This is a genomic window from Micromonospora olivasterospora (assembly GCF_007830265.1).
GTDB lineage: Bacteria > Actinomycetota > Actinomycetes > Mycobacteriales > Micromonosporaceae > Micromonospora > Micromonospora olivasterospora.
Genome location: NZ_VLKE01000001.1, coordinates 6,417,737 through 6,439,561, shown reverse-complemented (window position 1 = coordinate 6,439,561; position 21,825 = coordinate 6,417,737). Strand labels below are relative to the sequence as shown.

Sequence of the window (21,825 nt, the reverse complement as noted above, 5' to 3'; positions counted from 1 at the left end):
GACTACTCCAAGGTCACTTTCTGTCCTTCCACGGTGGCATGGAGGGGGCCGTCAAGATGCTTGTCATCCACGTCGTAGACGTTGAACTCGGCGGTACCGGTAAACAAGTTGTGGCTGACGCTCAGCGTGAGCTCTATTACGCCGCGGGTAATGCTGTGGTCATGGTAGGCGAGGCGGTACTCCTCGAAGCGGGCCTTGACGACGCCTTCTCGCTCCTGCCAGACGCCCAAGCCGGCCGTGTCGCTTGTGATGGCGTTGCCGAGCGGGGGATTGGACTGATGGAGGATGCCGTCGGAGTGGAAGGCAAACATGTGGTACGGAAATGGAGCTCCCTCGGTCCTGACTCGCCAGACGCCGACGATTGGCGATGGGGCCATCTTCACGATCTCCTAGAAGCGATACGGGGTCATGGAGCCGGCAGTGACAAGTCACCCCGCTGATGATCGATGACGTGGTGGACGAGGCAGAGCGCATCCGGGGCCGGGGCTCCCAAAGGGACGGTGGCCTGACCGCGCTGCGCAGCCGTGTCGGGCGGAGTGCAGGGGGTGCCATCAGCGACTGTCACGGACGTTCCGGTCGATGCCCGGTCAGGGGTGATGCGGGTACGCGTGCTGTGTGAACCCTGACTGAGGACTCAAGACCCGCGGCTATCCCGAGGTCAAGGCACCCCCGGAGATGTGTGCGATTGCCCGAAGGGCGTTACGCGGACTGTGATGAGTATCGGTCGAAAGGTTGGAAGGCTCCGTGAGATCCCAGTGGGTCGGCAGCTTCAGCCTGCCCTCCGCAAAACCATCCTGTAGCTTCGCCGCCGCCTCCAGCATGGCTTCTTCCTGCTCAGGCACCAACACCACATCCTCATTGAGCTTCGGGTCAGTCCGAAACTCATACGCCACCAAACAATGCTCCATGCTCAAATTCACGGCAGCGTGGATGACGCCTTCGGGCACGTACAGGAACTCACCCGGTCCATGCAGTACCGGCTCGAAGTTGGGCCCGATCAACGTGGCCGCCCAACCCTCTACGCAAACCACCACGATCTCTGTGCGCGCATGTAAATGCAGCCGTGACACCTTGCCCGGTTGCATGACTACGGTGCATGCCGAAATCCCGTGCGTCCCGCACAGTTGCTGGCTGACCGTCGGGATCAACATCTGCCCCTGAGGGCTGGCTAGACCATCGCCATTCTTGGCCGAGTGGACCGCTATCTTCTTACTGCCGGCGTGATAGTCAATTCCATTGCTCGTATTCGTTGGCGCAAGCATGTCAAAATCTCCCGTCGGTGCAGAGAGGTGCAGCGAGTAGCGGTGGTGGTGCGAGAGAGTCCGCAAAGCCATGAATGGTGCTCGTTGCGTCACGGTGGCCCGAGCAAGGGTTCGAGGGCGCCTGACACGTCGGCGAGCAGCCGCGGCACCGCCGTGGTCGGACGCAGGAGCAGCACGTTTACTGGCGGCCAGCCGGCGGTGACATCCGGTCGCCGAGGGCCAGCGGCGCCGCCGAGCAGAACACGCCTGCGCCGGGCTGGTGGCCCCGCGCCATAGTCGACGATTCCTGGTCGGGCGCCCGGTACAGTCCACTCGGGAAAGGACCTTTTCCACGCTCGACCGGTTGGGCTACGAAGGCTCCATGCGCGAAGGCCTTCCTTGAGCACGATGGGTTGGGGTGGTACCGCGAACAGGTACGGGCCTGTTGATCTACTGCGCACATCGTATGCTCGCTCGATACCTCCGCAACTGGACGTCCGCTATCTTCGGATTCGCTCTTAACCCACTAAAGCGGACAAAACCGGGCCTCTTCGCCTGTATGGCACGCATGCGTTTCTGGCGAAATCCGGTAGGACCTGTGCCGCGATGCTGCGCAGGGGCGGTTTCAGCTGGCCGTCGCAACGTCCGAGCGTTGAGTGCCTTCTTCCGGCCGGAACGGGGATGCCGGGCGCGAACCGGTTTGGCGGCCTGGGCGGGGCGACGCAGTCGCGGGCGTTGCGTACTGCCGGGTCGCGCAGCTCGCGGGCCGGGCGTGGGCAGGATGCCCCGGCGGTAGGAGCTCGTGGTTGCTCTCTGCGACTTGGATTGCCGCGTGCGCAGCAGCATGATGCGCTGACCGCTGGGAGCCACGGCGATGGCATGGGCTCCCTGGTCGTTCGGGCCACCATGCCTTTAGGAGTCCTCTGGTACGTCCACGACGCACTCGGCCGTAAGACCGAACTGCGCGACGACTCGGCCGCCGGCGACCTGCGCGCCGAGTGAAAGTACGGCACCCTCTACGTTGGCTCAACCTGCGGCACCGCGGGCCAGTTGACGAAATGACCCGCCCGGCTCAACGAAAATCTACAATTGGCAGGTCGGCGGATTTTTTTGAGCGCTACCAGCCGAGCACTGTCAACTACGTGATCCCGGCGGCCGAAGGCACGGGCTCGCCGGCACCTGAAGCTACGGCTACTCCGAGTACGACGGCACCCCACCAGCATCCAGTACCCCAGCCGGGCCGTCACCCGGCAGACCTACACCGAATACGGCGAACCCGCCATCACCACCCGCCAGCGGGCCTGTAGGAGGTGAGATCGTCGGTCGCGAACCATCTGGCGATCCCGTGACGATCTCTTCACCAGTTACGAAGTGTCACTGGTGAAGAGATCGTCACGGCTCGGGCTGTCGAGGATCGCGGCGTGTGGTTGGGTGGCCTGATTGGCGCCCACCGCCGGTTCGTACGGGATCTGCTCGGTTGTCTTTGACATCTTCACCCAGACCGCCGCTTGGTGCCGACCGAGCCGGAACGGCACCCCTGGACCCTCCCGAAATGCCGCGCCAGACACATTTGAGCGCAGCGGTCGGCCGACAAAGAACCGAGAGGGTGATCGCGCGCCCGAGCGACACGAACAGCCGTTCACGCTCCGTATAGAGCTATCCTTGGACGCATGAGCGCCCATTTTTGTCGCTGGGTGCTACGCGTGGGGGGCATCCCCTCGGACCCACTCTTCGTGCCAGATCACGAGAGCTCACCACCGTGGTGGCTCCCTCCCGACGAGGACGCCGCGTAGTACTCCTGCATCCGCCGGTGGCTGCGGCCTTCGCTCTCGCGCGCTGACGATCCGCAGACGCCTGCGGCGGTCACCATGACGGCCGCCCGGCAACCGTCCCGCCGACGCTCCGACGAGCAGCTCATCGGCGCGGTCATCCCCGCGTGGCGGCTCGTCACCAGGGCACATTCCCGGCGTCATCGAACAGCCCTCCGGTCGGGCCGTCGTCGGGCAGCGTGGCGAGCCGAATGGCGATCTTGGCGCCTTCTGTTGGCGTACGGGTTCCGTGGAAGCCGTTGAGATCGGTAGCGACGTAGCCGGGGCAGGCGTTGTTGATTTTGATATTGGTGCCACTCAGCTCCTTGGCGTACTGGATGGTGACCGCGTTGAGGAACGTCTTCGACGGTGAGTACGCCCCGCTGATCCCGCCGAGGTCGACACCCGGCGTGGTCTGCAAGTTCAGAGAAGCGACGTGGCTGGACTGGTTGACGATCCGCGGGCGCTCGGAGCGGCGCAGCAGCGGCAGCATCGCGTTGATGACCCGGACGACGCCGATCACGTTGGTCTCCACCACCGCCCGCATACTCTCCGGCGTAACGGCCGAGGGCTCCTGCGGCCATACCCCGGCGACGCCGGCATTGTTGACCAGCACGTCAAGCCGCCCGGCGCGCTCCTCGATCAGTGCAGCGGCGGCCACAACGCTGGCGTCGTCGGTCACATCGAGGAGTACACCGAACGCATCGACGCCGGCCGCACGCAGCTTCGCCACGGCGTCATCCCGGCGCTGCTCGTCCCGGGCCCCGATTCCGACGCTCCAGCCCAGCGCGCCGAGCCCGGCCGCGATCTCGTATCCGATTCCCTTGTTCGCGCCGGTGATCAGCGCAATCGTCTGTTCGCTCATGCCGTTGATCGTGACCGGACACCGGCGGGGCACCAACACCGTCTGAGTCACACAACGATACCCAGCTGATATCGATTCGGCGGTACTCTGAACGGGTGGAGACGCGGGAGTTGCGGTACTTCGTTGCGGTCGCCGAGGAGTTGCATTTCGGCCGGGCCGCCCGGCGCCTGGGTATCGCCCAGCCACCGCTGTCGCGGACGATCGCTCAGCTCGAGCAACGACTCGGAGTCGCGTTGCTGGAACGCACCAGCCGCAAAGTCACCCTCACCGAAGCCGGATCAGTGCTGCTGGCCGAGGGCCGGGCGATCCTCGGCGCGCTGGCCGCAGCCGAGCGGCGCACCCAACGTGCCGCGACGAGTCAGCCCCCGCTCGTCCTGGCCACCAAGGCCGGCGCCTCCGGCGAACTGCTGGCAAAGTTGCTCGACGCGTACGCCGCCGAGCCGGGTGCCATCGCCGTCGACCTGCTGCTCTGCGAATACCAGCCCCAGCGAATGCTGCACAATGGCCAGGCCGACGTGGCACTGCTGCATCAACCCTTCGACTCGACTGCCGAACTCGACACCGAAATTCTGAACACCGAGGGACAGGTCGCCATTCTTCCTGCCTCGCATCCGCTCGCCGGCAGATCCCACGTCCGGACGGCAGATGTCAGTTCACTGCCGGACCTCCCGCTCGCCCGCTGGCCCGGCCCCGGCGGCGTTTATCCCGAAGGCCCCGGAGCGGAAGTACGCAACCAGACACAACTCTTCCAGCTGATCGCGCTTGGCCGCACCACCGTGGTCCTGCCCGAATCCTGCCGCGCGAACCTGCTCGAAGGCCTGGCCGCCGTGCCGGTTCTCGACGCGCCGACCGTGACGACCGTCATCGCCTGGCCGCCACACAGCCGCTCCCGAGCACTCGCCGACCTCGTCCGCGTAGCCACCCGCCTCTGAGCCTCTTCAGGAGGCACGACATGGGGGCGTCGCAGAGTCCGCCGTCCTGGCCGCATTCGGTGTGGCCGGCGTCGGCGATATCCAACCCGGAGGCTGCGGGCGCGGCATCGCTGGCCGGGATGGACATGCAGCATTCACCCCCAAACACCCGCTGTAGCACTCCCCAGCACCCTACTGGGACGGCCAGAGCCGCGAGTGCCATCACCGGGCTCCAGCGCCAGGAGCGGGAGATCGTCATTGCGAAAGTGCACAGGAGGATGGAGGCAGCGGCGGACGGCAGAACCCAGTCGACGGGTGGGGCAGCCGGGCCGCGAGTGAGGGGCACTCTTGAAACCCACATGAACGTCAGGGGGACTGCGAGCAGCAACGCGGCAACCGACCAGGCCCAGGCTGGCGTGGGCGCGGCGGCCACCCACACGACCGCCGGGGCCAGCGCGATGATCGCCAGCGGCAACGCCCACAGTTCGTAGTCGACCAACCAGCTGTCTGCGGCGGCCAGCACGACGACAACAACGACATCGACAGCTAACACGCTCTTGCGCCAGGCCATCATGTCACTCCCTGAACCTCAGCATGTTCCACGGCCACACGCGGATGGATCCCTTCGCGCGCGCGGCGAGGTGGTCCGTCACGCATACGACTGCTCCCTCATATTCTCGGATGGCCTTCGCCTGGCCCGAATGTCACACTGCCGCAGTGGAGGGTTTTCGGTGCGCGAGCTGCGGGAACACGCTGAGCGTCCCAGTCCGGTTGGTGGAGTTGCCGGCGGGGCCGCACTGGTCGCTCCTGGATTGCCATCATGTCAACCCGCCGCTCCTCGACCCCGGCACCTATGCGATCGACGAGGCCGCGTATGGCCGTGATCAGGTCGTCGGCACGTTCGTCCTCTCGCCTGGCGACGTACGCGGGACACGCTTCGTCCATGACCTTGTTCGCACGGGCTGCTGGTTTGCGACCCGGTGGGGCGGCCGAGGTGTGAAAGAGCATCTGTTTCGAGACGATCCGCCAGCCTGACCAGCTGGCCGATGTCGGACCTCGACGGTCGGCGTAAGGGATTGAACTGCGCACCTCTTCGAGAGGTCAGCATCGGCCACCGTTGAGCAACCATCCACTCGATCGACGGCTCATGTCCCGTCACGGCGCACTGATCTGCCGCGATCAGGGGTGTGTCGCTACGTGTCATCGATACGTCGTCATTACCGTGGTCGGAAGACCGGGCCGCGGGGCGTGAAGGGTAGCCGAAAACCATCGAAGAGATGCTGCATCGATTCGCCCCTGCACCTCACCTTCAGGCTGCTGACCAAGGACGCATCGTCGGCGAGCACCACCTGGCGGCCGGGACACTCGTAGCGCCGTGCATCGCCACGGCTAACCGCGACCCACGGGCCTTTCCCGACCCCGGTCGCTTCGACATCCACCGGGCCGAGAACAACAAGCACCTCGCGTTCCTGCACGGCATCCACTTCTGCGTCGGCGCTGCGCTGGCCCGCCTGGAGGGACAGGTCGTGTTCGAGGAGCTGCTACGGCACTACCCCGATTTCGGCGCAGGTTCCGAACCAGCCGTGCGTCGCACGAGCGACGCGGTCGCCCGGGGCTGGGAGAAGCGGCCGGTCCGGTTGTGAGCGGCACCGGCATCGAGGTCACCGTCCACCCCGAGCGGTGCATGGCGATGGGCCACTGCCGGGCTGCGGCGCCCGTCGTCTTCGGCGCCGATGACAGCGGCTGGGTACGGCTGCTGGAGCCACGCCCCGCGGCAGACCGTCCCGACGACGTCCTACACGCCGCCGAGTCCTGCCCGGTCACAGCGATCGACGTTGACGAGTCCCCTGCAGGCGCAACTCCAGGCGGGATTCCAACGTTCGGAGGTCTATGACGGGCGGGCCGGCGCCTTCGACCAGGGCGAGCCGCCCGCCGGGTTCCGGCCGCAGGTCAGCTGCCAGGCCAGGGTGAAGGTTGTGCTCCGGTCCCGCAGCCAACGTCGCCCGCGAGCCGGTCGCCGAAGGCGACCAGTTCGCGGGCGACGGCCTGGTATCAGGCTCGGTCAACCTCGGCGCCCGACGAGGCGGGGTGCGTGCACCGCCCAGGCGATACGCGCCGCGGTCATCGTGGCTGCTGCGGTCCGCGGCGGGCGTACTTGGCGCGGAACTTCTCCACCCGGCCCTCGGTGTCGAGCAGGCGTTGCCTGCCGGTCCAGAAGGGGTGGCTGGCGGAGGAGATCTGTACGTCGATGACGGGGTACGTGTTGCCGTCGGTCCACTCGATCGTCTGGTCGCTGGTGGCGGTGGAGCGGGTGAGGAAGGCGAAGTCGGCGGCGCGGTCGCGGTAGACGACGGGCTGGTAGCTGGGGTGGATGTCGGGCTTCATACCTGTTTTCCTTCGGTGTCGGTGTCGGTGTCGGTGTCGGTGTCGGTGTCGGTGTTGTTCGGGTCGGGGTCGGCGAGTGGGAAGCAGTCGGTGAAGGGGTCGTCGTAGCCGCGCCAGGTGTCCTCACCGCCCGCGAGTTCGGCGTCGGTGAGCAGGCAGCCGACGAGGGTGCGGTGCAGGCCGGCAGGGTCGAGGTCGAGGCCGATGAAGACGAGGTGCTGATGCCGGTCGCCGTAGTAGGGGTCCCAGTCGAGGGCGGCGGCGAGCCGGCGGTGGTCGGACGCCTCGTTCCAGTGCGGGTCGGGGAGGGCGGCCAGCCAGCGGCCGAGGGAGCCGAGGCTGAGGCCGCCGCCGGCGAAGTCCCAGGCGATGACGGTGTCCGGTTGGCTGGCCAGCCACAGGTGCCCTCGTGAGCGGATCACCTCGGCGTTGACCTCCTCAAGGACGTCGTGCAGTCGTCGGGGGTGGAAGGGGCGGCGGGCGCGGAAGACCACGGACACCACTCCGCAGTCGGGGTGCGGCTCGTGCGCGCCGAGGTTGTAGCCCTCCAATCCGCGAGTCAGGACGCCAGGGGTCTCGGGGCGGTGCCGGCGGGTGCCGCGTAGCTGCCGGGCGAGCGCGCCGGCGTCGACGACGTCGCCGTCGACGCGGACCTGAGTCGCCCACGGCGCCATGCGCTCCAGCAGCACCGACAGCCGGCTGGTGTCGTACGCGCCCTCGCGGGACTGCCCCCAGAGAACGAGGGTGTCGGCGTACTCGATCTGGCGGACGATGACGTCGGCGAGCCCGCGGTCGTCGTTGTCGGCGGCGTGGATACCGAGGGTCTTGAGGTCGTCGGTGCTGGCCAGCCCGTCGAGCAGGTGCTCGGCGTCGACGACGGTGACGTACGAGTCGACGTGCAGCAGGTCGGTGATCGGCGCGCCGTCGACCAGGCAGTGCGCGCAGACGGCGGCGACGGCTTCCGGCTCGACCACCTCCGGCAGCATCAGCATCAGGTCCCGGCGTGGGTGGGCGCGCGCCAGTCGGGCGAGGGTCGGCAGTACGTCCTCGCGCAGGGTGCAGGAGACACAGCCGTGCGCGAGCGTGATGCGCTCGTCCTCGAGTACTCCCTCGCTGTCGCGCACGATGCGGTGGACGGTGCCGGTGCCGAGGCCGGCGAGGTCGTGGCGGATCAGCAGCAGCGACGGGTCCGCCGCGAGCAGGCTGCGGGCTACGGCGTACGTGGCGGACGGCCAGAAGCCACTGAGCACGGTCAACGACGGTCGGGCGTCGGACGCCGGAACTCCGGCGTTGGCCGGTGCGAGTGGGGACGTCGACATCACAGTCCTCTCGACTTAGCTGAAAACGGTTGTCATTATAGACATGTGGTCGACGGCGAGTGGCAGGCGAGGCCTTCTCGCAGGAAGCGCCGGGGTGGGCCGGCGGCGCCGGTGGCTGTGGGCGACCTGCGCGTGGCGCCGGGTGTCGCCTCGACTCGTCGCTGTCGACCGAGGCCGTTCGGGGACCCGCTGGAGGTCGCACGAGCGGGCGCGACCACAATGAAAACGATTATCGCTACAGTGAACCGTTCCTGAAGGAGTACCTGTGTCCCGTCGCTGTGATGTCACCGGCGCGAAGCCGAGCTTCGGCAACGCCGTGTCCCACTCCCACCGGCGTACCCGCCGCCGGTGGAACCCCAACCTGCAGAACCACCGCTACTGGCTGCCCTCCGAGCGACGCTGGGTCCGCCTGGCGCTGACCGCCAAGGCGCTGAAGACCGTGGACCGCAAGGGCATCGAAAAGGTCGTCGCGGAGCTGCGCGCCCGGGGGGTGATGGTCTGATGGCCCGGCAGACCGACGTCCGCCCGATCGTCCGGCTGCGCAGCACCGCCGGCACCGGCTACACGTACGTCACCCGCAAGAACCGCCGCAACGACCCCGACCGGCTGGTGCTGCGCAAGTACGACCCGGTCGTCCGCCGGCACGTCGAGTTCCGGGAGGCGCGCTGACATGGCCCGCAAGAGCCTCGGCAACCGGCAGGCCCGCCGAGCCGACCTGGTTGTTCGCCACGCGCGGCGCCGCGCCGAGCTGAAGCGGACCATCGCCCACCCGGACACCGACCCGGCGGTGCGGGACGACGCCGTCCGCCAACTGGCGCGGCTGCCCCGCGACTCCAGCTCGGTGCGGCTACGCAACCGCGACGTCATCGACGGCCGACCGCGAGGTGTGCTGACCCGCTTCGGGCTGTCGCGGGTGCGGTTCCGGGAGATGGCCCTGCGGGGCGAGCTGCCGGGGGTCCGCAAGGCGTCCTGGTGATGACGCCACCCGCCGCGCTCACGTCCGAATCGACGCCGTCGGCGCAACCTGGTGCGAGTGCAAGGCGAGGAATGGCCAGGCCGTAGGCCGCGAGACACGGACGGATTTCATCGACCGGGAGGAGGGCCGCCGGCGTGGTGTTCGCGCCGGCGGCAGTCTCGACCGCGGGAAGGCTGGTGCTGTCGCCGATCCTTGTGAACGCCCGCGCCGGCATCGGCGCGGGCGCTCGTCCTCGTGGCTGGCGGCGCACCGAAGGCTCAGTTAGGGTTCCGGCTCAGACTCCGCTCCCGCCCTGCCCGGCCGTAGTCGGCTGGCGGCGCACCGATTATCGATGCTCTCCGGGGCCGGCAGGCCTGCGGCCAGCGGCCACCAGGGCAACGAGGGCGACCAGGGAGCCGGCGATCATGTATACCGCGACCGGCCAGGAACCGTTCGCCCAGGCGTACAGCCCGGCCGCCACGAATGGTGCGGGAGCGCTGGTCAACACCCCGTTCAGCTGGTACGACAGGGCAATTCCGGAGTAGCGGACCGGAGCGTCGAACAACTCGGCGAGAAAGCTCGTCAGGACGCCGAAGGTCACTGCCGAGCCGACCGCCACCACCAACACCAGCGCCAGGCCCACCAGCACGGGATCGCCTGTTTCGAACAGCCAGAAGAACGGGAACGCGATGAGTGCCATGTACACCGCGCCGGCCTTGAGCACCCGGATCCGGCCCAGCCGGTCGGACAAGGCGCCGAGCAGCGGGATCAGCGGTACCCCCACCAGCGCCGCGACCACCGTACCGGCCAGGATCATCTGCGGCGACATGCCGAGTTGCTTCGGTCCGTAGGACAGGGTGAACACGGTGGCGATGTAGAACGGGATGGTCCCCGCCGTCAGCGCGCCCATCCCGATCAACAGGGCCCGCTTGTGGTGCCGCAGGACGACGGCGATCGGGACGCCGGCCCGCTGCCCCGACTCGCGGATCTCGCGGAACTCCGGCGTCTCCAGCACCCGCAGCCGGACATAGAGTCCGACCAGCAGCAACACTGCGCTGGCCAGGAACGGGATGCGCCAGCCCCAGCTCAGAAGCGAGTTCCCGGTCAGGTGAACCACCAACAGATAGGCCGCACTGGCCAGCGCTAGGCCTGCGTTCACCCCCTGTGTCGGCCACGAGCCGTAGTAGCCGCGACGCTTGGCGGGCGCGGGTTCGACAGCTATGAGGATGGCGCCACCCAACTCGCCGCCGGCCGACAGCCCTTGCACCAGCCGAGCGATCACCAGCAGGACCGGCGCCCAGATCCCGATCGCACTGTAGGTGGGCAACAGGCCGATGACACTCGTGCCGACGCCCATTATCAGCAGCGTGAGGATGAGCGTCGCCTTTCGCCCGATCCGGTCCCCGATATGCCCGAACAGCACGCCGCCTAGCGGTCGGGCGACAAAGGCCACGGCGAAGGCTGCGAGGGAAGCGAGGGTGCCCGCCGTCGGATTAAGGCGGGGAAAGAACAGACGGTCGAACACGGTCGCCGTGACCAGCCCGAACAGGAAGAAGTCATACCATTCGATAGTGGTCCCGACGAAACTTGCCGCCGTCGCTCGCCGTAGTTGGGCGGCGGTCGACGCGGACCCGCTCCGCGCGTCGGTCGGCTCAGCGGACATGCCCGGATTGTCGCATAGTTGGTAGCTTGCCATATCGCTTTTGTGGAAGGAGTCCGACGCGGCGCGCAACCTGGCGGCCACGCCCAGGACCCCGGCGTTGTTCCGGTTTGAGGTAGCTTCTTCCGATCGAGCGGGTGCAGCAAGCGGCGGCGGAGACGTTCGCCCGTCGCGGCTTCCATGGAGTCTCCATCGACGACATCGGCGCGGCGGTGGGCGCTCGGTTTCACGTGCGTACTCGTCGCGGCCGCGAGGTGCGGTGCCCTGCCGCCACTCCTGTCCGTTGCGCCGCCCGAGCCGTCTGCTGGAGCGTGAGTGTGAACATATGCGCAATGCATAATGGGTTCGGATGTCACGTGACCGCCAGCGTCACGGGAGGGCATGGGAGTTGGGCGTCGAGGCAGGCGCTGGGACGAGCGGAGACGGCGGACGGTGACCGAGACAATGCCCGGTGCGACCCGTAACACCCGGCAGCGCGCCGAGCTACTGGCGCTGCTGCGCGAGGTGGAGGGATTCCACAGCGCGCAGCAGCTGCACCAGATGCTCGTCGACCGCAAGGCACGGGTCGGCCTGACCACCGTCTACCGGACGCTGCAGATGCTGGTGGACACCGGTGAGATCGACTCGACGCGGCTGCCGGGTGGGGAGTACCTGTACCGGCGGTGTAGCCAGAGCCGGCACCATCATCACCTGGTGTGCCGGAAGTGCGGACGGGCGATCGAGGTCGCTGGTCCTGCCGTGGAGCGGTGGGCCGACCAGGTCGCCCGCCAACATGGTTTCACCGACGTCGGTCATACCCTGGAGATCTTCGGCACCTGCGGCAAGTGCGCCGCCTGACTGACGAACCCCGGGTCAGCCGCCCACCACCGCGGGCTCACTGACCGCCTGTGGCCCCATCCGGAACTCCGGGTCGATCTGGTCGGTGAGATCCGTCCCGGCGCGCTCGTTGGCCCACGCGGCGGCGTTGCGCCGGTGAAACTCATGCGCCCACCGGGTGAAAGCCGCCCAGTCCTGCGGTGTGTCGTCCACTGCCTCAACGAGCTGGGCGAGGGCTGCCTGGTTGGCGGACTCGAGTTCGGCCAGCGGGCCGACCGTGCCCCGCTCTGCTCGGCGCACGTAGCCAGACCTGCTGAACCAGGTCAACAGATCGCCGCCGACGTGCTCGCGGAGGAACTCCACGTCACTGGCGTCCTCGACCTTGTTCCCGACCACCGACAGGGCCACGCCGTAGTCCCGGGCGTAGCCGGCGTACTGCCGGTAGACCCCGACGCTGCGCACGGTCGGCTCGCACACCAGCACCGTGCGGTCGAAGCGGGTGAACAGCCCGGAGGCGAACGAGTCCGCGCCCGCGGTCATGTCCACCACCACGTATTCGCCGGGCCCGTCGAGCATGTGGTTGAGCAGCAGCTCCACCGCTCCCACCTTCGAGTGGTAGCAGGCCACGCCGAGATCCTCGGCGGCGAACTCGCCGGTGACGGCCAGCCGCACCCCACCGACCTCCCGTACGCAGGCGGCGTAGATCGGGTTGTCCTCGACCACCCGCAGCAGCCGTGAACCGCGCCCCGGCGGAGTCGTCTTGATCATCCGATCCGCGCTGACGATGCGGGGATTGGCGCCGCGGAGGTAGTCCTTGATGGCTGGCATGTGCTCAGCGAGCGGCCTCATCCGCGGCGCGTCCGCATCGCAGCCGAACGCGACGGTGAGATGCTGGTTGATGTCGGCGTCGATGGCCAGCGCCGGCCGGCCCTGGCCGGCGAGATGCCGGACGAACAGCGCGGCGAGAGTCGTCTTGCCGCTGCCGCCCTTGCCCACGAACGCGACCTTCACCGCTGACACCCTCCCGTTCTACTGAAAACCGTTTCCATGATCGGGAGCGTATGCGATGGCTCGGGCCTACCGGGCAGTATCCGGGGCGACTCGCCGTAACGATTCGCCCTCGGGCGTTCACGACCTTCTCAGCACCCGCTAACGCTGGCGCAACACCTCACCGCCGAGGCGCCGAATGGTGCGCAGGGTCGTCGCGCGGTCCCCGGCCACCTCGACCAGAAACAGCAGATGCCGCACGCCGGGAAGTGCCGCGGCCGCGTCCACGGCCGCCCGGCACCGCTGCGGCGACCCGACCGGGTGCATGGCGATCAGGCGCCGGACGTACTCGTCGATGTCGGGCGGGCCGGCCGTGGCGCCGTCGAGACGGACGTACTCCCTGGTGCCGGCCAGCAACGCCGGGAGTCGCTCTCGAACCGTCCGGGCTGCATCCGCGTCGGTGTCCTCGACGTGCGCCAGATGGGCGCTGGCGTGCGGCACCTGCGTGCCGTCGTGACCGTGCGCGGCGGCGACCTGCGCGTACCGGTCGAGCAACGACCGCTTCTCCGTCAGGTCGGCGTGCAGCCCGAGCAGCAGCGGGAGGCCGTAGCGGGCGGCGAGGTCCACGGTGGCGGGCGAGGTCGCCGCAACCCACGTTGGCACCCGCCGACGGGGCCGGGGCACCACCGGCACCGGCCGGAAGGGAAACCTCCCGTTGCCGGCGACCTGCGCCGCGCCCGACAGCCATCGCAGCACGATCTCCACCGCGTCGGCGAAGCCGTGCGTGTAGCGATCCAGGCCGGTGCCGAAAACCTCGAGGTCTACCCATGGTCCGCCCCGGGCGATCCCCAACCGGAACCGGCCCCCGGACAACTCGTCGAGCAGCACCGCCTCCTCTGCCAGGCTCACCGGATGCCGGACGGACAGCACACAGGCGGCGGTGCCGACGGTGATGCGGCGGGTCGCGCCGAGCAGGTGCGCGGCGAAGGCGACGGCGGACGGGCACACGCCGTAGGAGATGAAGTGGTGCTCGGCGACCCACACGCCGGTGTAACCGGTGGCCTCCGCGGCCAGGCCGTAGCGGTGTGCGTCCGCCAGTGCCTGCGCGTGCGTGCCGTCGGCGCGGTGCCCGGCGAGCAGGAACAGGTGGCATTGGGCCTGCTCGCCGGGCCGCGAGGCGCCGGGCGCGTCAGCAGTCACGCAGCTCCGGCGACTGGTTGAGCAACTGGCCCCGAGCCGAAACGAACCTGCGGTACGTGTCGGAGTCCACGGCGCCGAGCCGGAACGCCGCCACCCGGTGGCAGTTCTGGAACGCCAGCCTCACCCCGAAGTGGCGCTCCAGGCCCGCCCGGATGGCGTCGCTGGCCAGCGCGCGCAGCAGCTGCCCGCGCTCCACCTCGGTGGGCGGTGGCACGACGTTGTCGGCGAATTCGGCGTCAGACGATTCCAGGTCGGCGACCACACGACTGACGGTGTCCCAGGCGTACGGGAGGGAGTCCCGGACGCAGGCGACGAAGGCGTCGTCATCCACGGGGCCCGTCTCGGCGGCTTCGAGCAGGGCAGGCGGCACGGTGAGAGACATGGTCCTCCTCAGGGTCTTAACGACCATGGTTTCCGTTAGCGTTACGTGCTGAGCACATCACGTCACCGGGCCCACGTCAACAGTCGACACCTATTCCGGCCCAGGTGGCCACTGCTGGTCGTCCATGCTCGGACGTACGGGACCAGGACACCCGCCCCGATTTATGGGTACTCCCATCGATCGTGGTCCGAGGTGGCTTCGGACCAGTCATGACGCTTGATCCCCCGTGGGCACAACGTGGGGCGGGCCGCCGGGAGCGAGGGAGTTACTGTCAGTACGTGCTTCGCCGGGCTCGCGAGGTGGCTCATGAACGTGTCTTCGGCGGCGCCGTGCCAGTGCTGTTCACCCGGTGGGCAGAGCACCGTCTCGCCGGCGTGGACGCGCAGCACCGACCCGTCGCGGGTGCCGACGAGGCCGACGCCTTCGGTGGCGTGCAGGGTCTGGCCGACGGCGTGGGAGTGCCAGTTGGTGCGGGCGCCGGGGGTGAACCGGACCAGCGCGACGGTCATTCGCGACGGCCCGGTGCCGTTGTAGATCGGCGCGCAGGTATAGGTCGTCGGGCGACCACTCGGCCATGATCACGCTCCCTCTCCGCTGCACCTGCCCGCTGTGGGCTCCCTCCATGAAAGCGGATACTCCGGGCGCGAGGGAGTTACCGAGGAAGGATGTACCACCAGGGCATCCTTGAGCGATCACAGCCGCAAGGGCGTGGGGATGCCCCTATGCTTGCTGAGGTGTGGCAGGGACACCACGGTGGCCACCCGCACGGCCGCGCAGATGGCGGTCAGCTTCACCGCGATGGCTGGTACAGGTGGCGGATCCCGATCGGGGGAGCCTGGGCGACCCAGCTGAGGATCGCCCTGGCGCCGATGCGTCCCAACGACACGGCAGCGCTGGTGTCCTCGATGCTGGACGGCAAGCCGATACCGCAGATCATCGCTTGGAGTGTCGGCGGCGTCGGAGGCGCATCCCGGGCGGTGGTCATGAATCGAGCGAGGCAACTGAGTTGGAGCATCAGCTGCACGAACATGATCTGCGGCTACAAAACTCGTGCGGTAGTGGTCAGGCGGGCGCCGAGAGGCGGATCACCTCGACCTGGCCGTCGAGGAGAAGCGGACCGGCGGCGTGCGGAACCAGCAGCGTGTCCCCCCGCCGGAGCGACAGGTAGTCCTTCTCACCGATCAGCCTGCCCTCTCCGGCCACCACGACCAATACGCTGCAGCCACGTTCCAGGCGGTCGCCGCCGTACAGGCGGCGGGCGGCGAAGAACTCGTCCGCGGCCTCGGGCAGCAGTCGCGCCGGAGTGCCGCGGAGTTCGTCGAGGCGCGATGGCGTCCAGGCGCCGCGGTCGACGCACTGCAGGGCCAGGTCGTAGCCGAGGCCCAGGTGGCCGTCGGCGAGGCCGAAGCCTTCGTACTCCAGCAGCACCGAGAAGTCGGTCGGCTCCTGGACCTCCACGAGCAGGATGCCGTCGCCGATCGCGTGCGGCAGGCCGGCGGGGCAGAGGATCGCGTCGCCCGCCGCGACCGGAATCTTGTTGGTGGCGGCGAGCATCGCCTCGGTCTGCTGCCCGTCCACCCAGCCGGCCAACTCGGCGGCCTCCACGTCACGGGCGAAGCCCAGATGGACGTACGCGTCCGGCCGCGCGGAGACGATCACCCAGGCCTCGGTCTTCCCGTACGGCGAGGCGAGGTGCGCGGTGGCGAAGCGGCGGTCCGGGTGCACGTGCAACGGCAGCCGCTGACCGGCGTCGAGCAGCTTCACCAGCACACCGGTGTCGGCGCGTTCCGGGCCGAGCCACCAGCCCGGGTCCGCGGCGATCGCCTCGGCCAGCACCCGGCCGTCGGCCAGGGTGGACAGGCCGGACGGGGCGAGCCCGAACCGGCTGGTCACCGAGCCCACCCAGTCCTCGGGGCGGTCGGGCAGCGCCGGCACGTTGCGGAACTCGGCGATGCGGCCGGCGCCGCGATAGAACGTCTCGGGTTGGTTGGCGGGCAACACTTCGACGGTCATCGGTGTCCCTTCAATGCGAGCTCGGCGAGGAAGCCGCCGACGAACGTGTCGCCGAGCCCGACGGTGGTGGGGTCCTGGACGTCGAGCGCGAAGCCGGGGACACAATCGACAGCCTCCCCCATGCGCGAGCGCAGCGCCGCGGCGAAGGCAACGGACTCGGGCCGCCGCGGCAGCAGGCGCAGGTGCTCGACGTCCTCGTCGGTGAAGTCGTCGCCGTGGCAGTAGCGGGTGGCCGCCATGACGGTGCCGGTGTCGAGGGCATCGGCGTATTCGCCTGCGCCGAGCGCCACGGCCCAGTACTTCGTGTGCAGCACCAACGTCGGCACCGGGATGAGCGCGTGCACCGCCGTGAGCGCCTCGGCGACATCCTCGGCCGAGAGCAGGTCGACCGGGCGCCCGAGGTGCGACTGCAGCTCGTCCTCGTTCAGCCCGTACACGCTGATCTCGTCGAGCAGCGCGTCTCGGACCCGGCGACTGAAGGCGGGCTCGTGGTACGCCGCGTCCTCGAAGTAGGTCACGGCCCCGTACGGCAACTGCCGCATGTGCTCCTTCAGGGAGGCGAGCCTCTCGTCGAGCTCCGCCTCGTCGCGCATGGCGTTGAATCCGGAGATCAGAAAGACGTCCGCCTTGCCCAACCGGTCGCTGAGATCGTCGGCGAGCAGCATGGCGCCGTTCGCCGGGTCGTTGACGTAGATCAGGCGGTTCGGGAACGGCGCGGTGATGTCGATGTCGCCGGCCCGGACCCGCAGGCCCTTGTCGTACTGAACGATCAGGTGTGGATAGAAGGTGTCCCCCACACCGCTGTTGATGTACTCGCTGTCCGTCGGCAGCAGCCGGCGGAAGGTGTCGTTGACGCTGACCAGGTGCAGCGTCGACGGCACGCCGAGCCGGCTCATCAGGATCCCGGCCCGCACCGAGGTACCGCCCAGGGTCTCTTTGCAGGGGAACCGGTTCGCGAAGGTCGACAGCGCCGGGGCGGAGGCGACGAAGTGCTCGCCGCCCCCGCCCCGGGCCACGTACCCCAGGATCGACACCACGAGGTCCCGCTCACTGGTCACGGTGGCCGGCGACGTCAGTTCCGCGGCGACGATGCCGTACTCGGCGACAAGCTGTTCCAGGACGCTGGCGGTCAGCTTCAACTCGTGGTCGACGCAACCGCCGAGGCCCAGGAGTACCCGGGACGCGTCGGCCATGTCAGTAGAGCGAGCCCTTGCCGGCGGCGCCGAACAGCTCGATCTTCTGGGCGGCGACCACCTTCATGGCCTCGATGCAGGCGGGCTGGATGGCGTTCGGCTCGCGCACCTTCGGGTCGTTGCCCAGCACCTCGCGCATCTTGTCGTGGTAGGCGACCTTGATGTCGGTGGAAATGTTGATCTTGTTGATACCGATTCGCGCCGCCTCGCGGATCTCGTCGTCCGGGTTGCCGGAGCCGCCGTGCAGCACCAGCGGGATCTGCACCCGGCTCTTGATCTCCTTGAGCAGGTCGAGCTTCAGCTCCGGCTTGAGGTGGGCCGGGTAGAGGCCGTGGAACGTGCCGATCGCGACGGCGAGACTGTCCACGCCGGTCTGCTCGACGAACGTGACCGCGTCGTCGGGGTCGGTGTAGATGATTTCGGCGGCGCCCGCCTCGGCGTAGCTGTCGTTCCCGCCGATCGTGCCGAGCTCGCCCTCCACCGACACGCCGAGAACGTGCGCGGAGTCGGTGACCTTCTTGGTGATCGCCACGTTCTCCTCGAACGGCTTCAGCGAGCCGTCGATCATCACGGACGTGAAGCCGTACTGGATCGCCTGCAGGATCTGCTCGTAGGTGGCGCCGTGGTCCCAGTGGATCGCGATCGGGACGCTCGAGTTGTGCGACCGCTCGGCGATGGCGGTGATCATCTCGCGGCCGATGTGCCGGACCTCGTCCGGGTGGATCCCGACGATCAGGGGGGCGTTCGTCTCCTCGCTGATCTCCACGATCCCCTTGAACATCGCCCAGTCGCTGATGTTGAAGGCGGGCACGGCGAAGCTGTGTTCGTTGGCGACATCCAGGATCGCCTTGCCGGTCGTCAGCATTTGTGCGTTTCTCCTTTTGCGTTGCTTGGGTGTGTCAGGCCTTGACGGCGCCGGCGGTGAGCCCGCCGATGAACCGTCGCTGGAACAGGAGGAAGAGGACGAGGACCGGAGCGGACCCGAGGATGCTCATCGCCATCATCTGGTTCCACTCGTACGAGTGCTGGCCCATGAGCAGTTGGATGCCGATCGGCACGGTGCGCATGTCGTCGGTACGGGTCAGCGTGAGCGCGAACAGGTACTCGTTCCACGAGATCATGAACGTGTAGACCCCGACCGCGATCAGACCGGGCACCGAGATCGGCACCAGGATCCGCCACAGCGTGGTCCAGCTGGTGCCGCCGTCGACCTTGACGGACTCGTCCAGCTCTCGGGGCAGCGTGTTCAGGTACGCGGTGATCATGATGATCGCGTACGGGAGGGTGAACACCATGTGCGTGAGGATCAGGCCGGGATAGGTGTTGTACAGGCCGAGCGCGACGACGAGCCCGAAGTACGGGATGACGAGCGTGATCGGTGGCACCGCCTGGACGCTGACGATCACCGCGTTGATGGTCTTCTGGAACGGGAACGTGAAGCGGCTGAACGCGAACCCGGCCAGGACGGCCACCAGCAGCGTCAGGATGGTCACCACGAAGGCGACGACATAGCTGTTGAGGAAGAACCGCAGCTGGGCGCCGTTGCCCAGGATCTCCCGGTAGGCGTCGAACGAGAAGCCCCTGGTAATCAGTTCGGGCGGGTTCTGGAAGACCTCCCCGTTGCCCTTGAACGAGGTGGACAGCATCCACAGCACCGGCAGGCCAGCGAACAGCCCGCCGATGACGAGGCCGGTGATGACGCCGGCCTTGGCGAGGGTGTGCCGGGTCTTGACGGTGGTGGCCATGCCTCACCGCTCCCTTTGCTGGCGTACGTAGAAGAAGGCCAGGACCATCGTCAGCAGCAGGACGATCACGGCGGCGGCCGACGCGGTCGCGAACTCGTACTCGCTGAAGGCCTGCTTGTAGGTGTAGGTGCTGAGCATCTCGGTGGTGTTCAGCGGCCCGCCGCCGGTCGTCATCCAGATCAGTGCGAACTGCTGGGACGTCCAGATCAGGTCGAGCACCGCCATGCTGATGATCACCGGCCGCAGCTGGGGCAGCGTCACGTGCAGGAACCGCTGGAACCAGTTCGTCCCGTCCACGGCGGCCGCCTCGTACAGATCGTTGGGAATGCCCTGCAACGCGGCGAGCAGGCTGATCATGAAGAACGGGTAGCCGGACCAGACGTTGACGAAGGTGACCGCCCAGAGCGCCTTGCCCGGGTCGCCGAGCCAGTTCACGCTCTCCTCGATGAGACCCAGCGTGTGCAGCACGTAGTTGACCACGCCGGACGGGTCGAGCAGCAGGCGCCAGATGACAGCGATCACCGCGATTGTGAACAGCCAGGGCAGGATGTAGACGATCCGGAAGATGGCCTTGGTGACCCCGCTCAGCAACTGGGTGTTGAGCATCAGCGCGAAGGCCAGGCCGAGGACCAGGTGGGCCACGGCGCTGACCGAGATGAAGATCGCAGTGTTCTTCAGCGCGGCCAGGAAGTCCGGGTCGCTGAGCACCTTGGTGTAGTTGGCGAACCCGGCGAACACCGAGTTCTCCTGGACGATCACGTTGTCCCGGAACGAGTAGCTGATCACCATGATGATGGGGACCACCATCAGGACCGCGATCAGGAGCACCGTGGGGGACAGGTAACCGTACGGGATCAGGCGCCTGGCCAGAACGGAGCGGGGCCGGCCGGGTGTGACCTGTTCCTCGGTGGGCGCCGCGGCTTTCGGCGCCGTCATGGATGTCATCGCTGTCTCCTTGGTCGGGCGCCGCGCCGGCGGACCGGCACGGCGCCCGGGCGGGCTACTCGATCACCGAGGACCAGGACTCCTGCGACTTGGCGAGGGCCTCGTCGACACTCGTCTTGCCGGTCAGCACGAGCTGGAGCTGCTCGTCGAAGCTGCGCATCAGGTCCTCGGACTTGGGCAGGCCGACGAACTCGTTGGCCGGGTAGCCCTGCTGGTAGATGTCGAAGGCGGTCTTGAACAGCGGGTCGCTGTTGCTGAAGTCGGGCTGGGCGTTCTTGTTGCCCGGGAAGCCGTTCGCGATGGTGCTCAGCTTCGCGTTGGTCTCCTGACCGAGCAGGTAGGACACGAACTTGAACGCCTCGGCCTTGTGCTTCGTGGAGTTGGAGACGCCGATGCCCCACGACGCGTACGGGATGCCGCGCTTGCCGGTGTAGCCGTCCTCGGCTGGCAGGGCCGCCACCTCGAACTTCAGGTCCGGCTTGTTCTTCTTGATCAGGTTGATGTGCGCGAGCGAGTCGATCATCATGCCGACCTGGCCGTTGGTGAACTTCTCGACCTTGTCCTGTTCTTTCATGGTCAGCGAGCCGGGGGCGATGACGCCCGCGTCGTTCAGGCTCTTCACGTACTCGACCGTGCTCTTGACCTGCGCGCTGGTCAGGTTGGGCTTGCCGTCGGCCAGCATGCTGCCGCCGGACGCCCACAGCCAGGACATGACGTCGTTCTGGACGCCGTTGGGGACGGCGGTGTCGAGCGGGAGGGCCCAGCCCTTGGCGTCGCCGCCGGTCGCGCTGATCTTCTTGGCCGCGTCGAGGAACTGGGTGCGCGTGGTGGGCACCTCGGCGACGCCGGCCTTGGTGAGCAGGTCCTTGTTGACGAAGAGCGGGTAGACGAAGTTGACCACCGGGATCATGTAGGTCTTGCCCTTGACCTGCACCTGGCTGGCGAGCTGGCTGGCGTCGAAGTTCGCGTCGGCCATCAGCGTGGACAGGTCGGCGATCGCGCCCTGCTTGGCGAAGTCGTTGACCCAGGCGCCGTCGAGGCCCACCACGTCGGGCAGGGTCTTCGAGGCGGCGCCGGTGATCAGCTGCTGCTTGGTCGAAGCGTATGGCGCGCTCAACAGCTTGATCTTGATGTTCGGGTTCTGCGCCGTGAAGTCATTAATGATCTTGTCGAACTCACCGGCCGGGAGCTCGGCTCCCCACCACTGGGCGAACTCCAGCGTCACGCTGCCGTCCGAGGCGGTGTCGACGGCGTCGCCCGAGCCGCACGCCGCCACGAACGCGACCATCGCGGCCGCTGTCACCGCCCCTATCACTCGCTTCAGCCGGGTTGCACGAACCGCCATGACGAGCTCCTTCTATATCGAGATCTTTCTGTCCTCTGCCATGTTGGCGTCACGT

26 protein-coding genes are annotated in these 21,825 nt (G+C 67.9%); 9 read left to right on the top strand and 17 right to left on the bottom strand.

The features are described from left to right. Positions 1-2 precede the first annotated feature (2 nt). Positions 3-383, bottom strand: a complete 381-nt coding sequence (locus JD77_RS29080) for a hypothetical protein (protein ID WP_145777046.1) — start codon at positions 381-383, stop codon at positions 3-5. Positions 384-647: 264 nt separating this feature from the next. Next, positions 648-1,334: a cupin domain-containing protein gene (locus tag JD77_RS29075; RefSeq protein WP_145777045.1), complete on the bottom strand. Its 687-nt coding sequence runs from the start codon at positions 1,332-1,334 to the stop codon at positions 648-650. A gap of 786 nt (positions 1,335-2,120) precedes the next feature. On the opposite strand from JD77_RS29075, the gene JD77_RS34910 reads away from it, so the two are divergent. Next, entirely contained in the window at positions 2,121-2,243 is a 123-nt protein-coding gene (locus tag JD77_RS34910) for a hypothetical protein (protein WP_281292139.1), read from the top strand. A 945-nt stretch (positions 2,244-3,188) separates the two neighbouring features. Here JD77_RS34910 and JD77_RS29070 read toward each other — a convergent pair. Further along, entirely contained in the window at positions 3,189-3,914 is a 726-nt protein-coding gene (locus tag JD77_RS29070; protein ID WP_145777044.1) for an SDR family NAD(P)-dependent oxidoreductase, read from the bottom strand. Positions 3,915-4,009: 95 nt separating this feature from the next. Here JD77_RS29070 and JD77_RS29065 point away from each other — a divergent pair, with 95 nt between their 5' ends. From JD77_RS29065 to JD77_RS35770, 4 genes are all read left to right on the top strand, one after another. Beyond that, complete coding sequence (locus JD77_RS29065; RefSeq protein ID WP_145777043.1) at positions 4,010-4,846, top strand: LysR family transcriptional regulator; 837 nt, start codon at positions 4,010-4,012, stop codon at positions 4,844-4,846. Positions 4,847-5,599: 753 nt separating this feature from the next. Beyond that, entirely contained in the window at positions 5,600-5,860 is a 261-nt protein-coding gene (locus tag JD77_RS29060; RefSeq protein ID WP_246141361.1) for a hypothetical protein, read from the top strand. 242 nt (positions 5,861-6,102) lie between these two features. Next, positions 6,103-6,468 (top strand): cytochrome P450, encoded by a 366-nt coding sequence (locus JD77_RS29055; RefSeq protein ID WP_145777041.1) that lies wholly within the window; start codon positions 6,103-6,105, stop codon positions 6,466-6,468. Beyond that, positions 6,465-6,719, top strand: coding sequence for a ferredoxin (locus JD77_RS35770; protein ID WP_211372731.1), 255 nt, complete (start codon positions 6,465-6,467; stop codon positions 6,717-6,719). The genes JD77_RS29055 and JD77_RS35770 overlap by 4 nt, the downstream gene beginning before the upstream one ends. Positions 6,720-6,946: 227 nt before the next feature. Here the strand turns inward: JD77_RS35770 and JD77_RS29045 are convergent, their stop codons facing one another. Together JD77_RS29045 and JD77_RS29040 are read right to left on the bottom strand one after the other, a co-directional pair. Next, entirely contained in the window at positions 6,947-7,210 is a 264-nt protein-coding gene (locus JD77_RS29045) for a type B 50S ribosomal protein L31 (RefSeq protein WP_145777040.1), read from the bottom strand. Beyond that, positions 7,207-8,532 carry a CobW family GTP-binding protein gene (locus tag JD77_RS29040; RefSeq protein ID WP_145777039.1) on the bottom strand — a complete coding sequence of 442 codons (1,326 nt, stop codon included), beginning with the start codon at positions 8,530-8,532 and terminating at the stop codon, positions 7,207-7,209. The genes JD77_RS29045 and JD77_RS29040 overlap by 4 nt, the downstream gene beginning before the upstream one ends. 262 nt (positions 8,533-8,794) lie before the next feature. On the opposite strand from JD77_RS29040, the gene rpmB reads away from it, so the two are divergent. The 3 genes from rpmB to rpsN are packed head-to-tail and all read left to right on the top strand — an operon-like array spanning position 8,795 to position 9,505. Then, complete coding sequence (rpmB, locus tag JD77_RS29035) at positions 8,795-9,031, top strand: 50S ribosomal protein L28 (protein ID WP_145777038.1); 237 nt, start codon at positions 8,795-8,797, stop codon at positions 9,029-9,031. Next, complete coding sequence (rpmG, locus tag JD77_RS29030; protein WP_013287204.1) at positions 9,031-9,198, top strand: 50S ribosomal protein L33; 168 nt, start codon at positions 9,031-9,033, stop codon at positions 9,196-9,198. The genes rpmB and rpmG overlap by 1 nt, the downstream gene beginning before the upstream one ends. A gap of 1 nt (position 9,199) precedes the next feature. After that, a complete protein-coding gene (gene rpsN, locus JD77_RS29025) occupies positions 9,200-9,505 on the top strand; it encodes a 30S ribosomal protein S14 (RefSeq protein ID WP_145777037.1) in 306 nt (101 codons plus the stop codon). A gap of 325 nt (positions 9,506-9,830) precedes the next feature. On the opposite strand, the gene JD77_RS29020 is transcribed toward rpsN, so the two are convergent. Continuing rightward, positions 9,831-11,147, bottom strand: coding sequence for an MFS transporter (locus tag JD77_RS29020; protein ID WP_145777036.1), 1,317 nt, complete (start codon positions 11,145-11,147; stop codon positions 9,831-9,833). A gap of 441 nt (positions 11,148-11,588) precedes the next feature. On the opposite strand from JD77_RS29020, the gene JD77_RS29010 reads away from it, so the two are divergent. Further along, entirely contained in the window at positions 11,589-11,981 is a 393-nt protein-coding gene (locus JD77_RS29010) for a Fur family transcriptional regulator (protein WP_246141360.1), read from the top strand. Between the two features lie 15 nt (positions 11,982-11,996). On the opposite strand, the gene JD77_RS29005 is transcribed toward JD77_RS29010, so the two are convergent. The 11 genes from JD77_RS29005 to JD77_RS28955 all read right to left on the bottom strand — a co-directional run bounded on the left by JD77_RS29005 (position 11,997) and on the right by JD77_RS28955 (position 21,770). Next, positions 11,997-12,971: an ATP-binding protein gene (locus JD77_RS29005; protein ID WP_145777034.1), complete on the bottom strand. Its 975-nt coding sequence runs from the start codon at positions 12,969-12,971 to the stop codon at positions 11,997-11,999. A 138-nt stretch (positions 12,972-13,109) separates the two neighbouring features. Continuing rightward, complete coding sequence (locus tag JD77_RS29000) at positions 13,110-14,147, bottom strand: LLM class flavin-dependent oxidoreductase (protein ID WP_145777033.1); 1,038 nt, start codon at positions 14,145-14,147, stop codon at positions 13,110-13,112. Beyond that, complete coding sequence (locus JD77_RS28995; protein WP_145777032.1) at positions 14,137-14,529, bottom strand: SCO5389 family protein; 393 nt, start codon at positions 14,527-14,529, stop codon at positions 14,137-14,139. Before JD77_RS28995 ends, JD77_RS29000 begins: the two co-directional genes overlap by 11 nt. 161 nt (positions 14,530-14,690) lie before the next feature. Further along, complete coding sequence (locus JD77_RS34430; RefSeq protein ID WP_246141076.1) at positions 14,691-15,038, bottom strand: cupin domain-containing protein; 348 nt, start codon at positions 15,036-15,038, stop codon at positions 14,691-14,693. A gap of 281 nt (positions 15,039-15,319) precedes the next feature. Beyond that, entirely contained in the window at positions 15,320-15,559 is a 240-nt protein-coding gene (locus JD77_RS28985) for a hypothetical protein (RefSeq protein ID WP_145777031.1), read from the bottom strand. Between the two features lie 32 nt (positions 15,560-15,591). Then, positions 15,592-16,542: a class I mannose-6-phosphate isomerase gene (locus JD77_RS28980; RefSeq protein WP_145777030.1), complete on the bottom strand. Its 951-nt coding sequence runs from the start codon at positions 16,540-16,542 to the stop codon at positions 15,592-15,594. Continuing rightward, positions 16,539-17,735: an ADP-dependent glucokinase/phosphofructokinase gene (locus tag JD77_RS28975; protein ID WP_145777029.1), complete on the bottom strand. Its 1,197-nt coding sequence runs from the start codon at positions 17,733-17,735 to the stop codon at positions 16,539-16,541. The genes JD77_RS28980 and JD77_RS28975 overlap by 4 nt, the downstream gene beginning before the upstream one ends. 1 nt (position 17,736) lies before the next feature. Further along, a complete protein-coding gene (locus tag JD77_RS28970; protein WP_145777028.1) occupies positions 17,737-18,600 on the bottom strand; it encodes a ketose-bisphosphate aldolase in 864 nt (287 codons plus the stop codon). Between the two features lie 34 nt (positions 18,601-18,634). Next, entirely contained in the window at positions 18,635-19,480 is an 846-nt protein-coding gene (locus tag JD77_RS28965; RefSeq protein ID WP_145777027.1) for a carbohydrate ABC transporter permease, read from the bottom strand. Between the two features lie 3 nt (positions 19,481-19,483). Beyond that, positions 19,484-20,425: a carbohydrate ABC transporter permease gene (locus JD77_RS28960; RefSeq protein WP_145777026.1), complete on the bottom strand. Its 942-nt coding sequence runs from the start codon at positions 20,423-20,425 to the stop codon at positions 19,484-19,486. 55 nt (positions 20,426-20,480) lie between these two features. Further along, positions 20,481-21,770, bottom strand: coding sequence for an ABC transporter substrate-binding protein (locus JD77_RS28955; protein ID WP_145777025.1), 1,290 nt, complete (start codon positions 21,768-21,770; stop codon positions 20,481-20,483). Between the last annotated feature and the right edge of the window lie 55 nt (positions 21,771-21,825).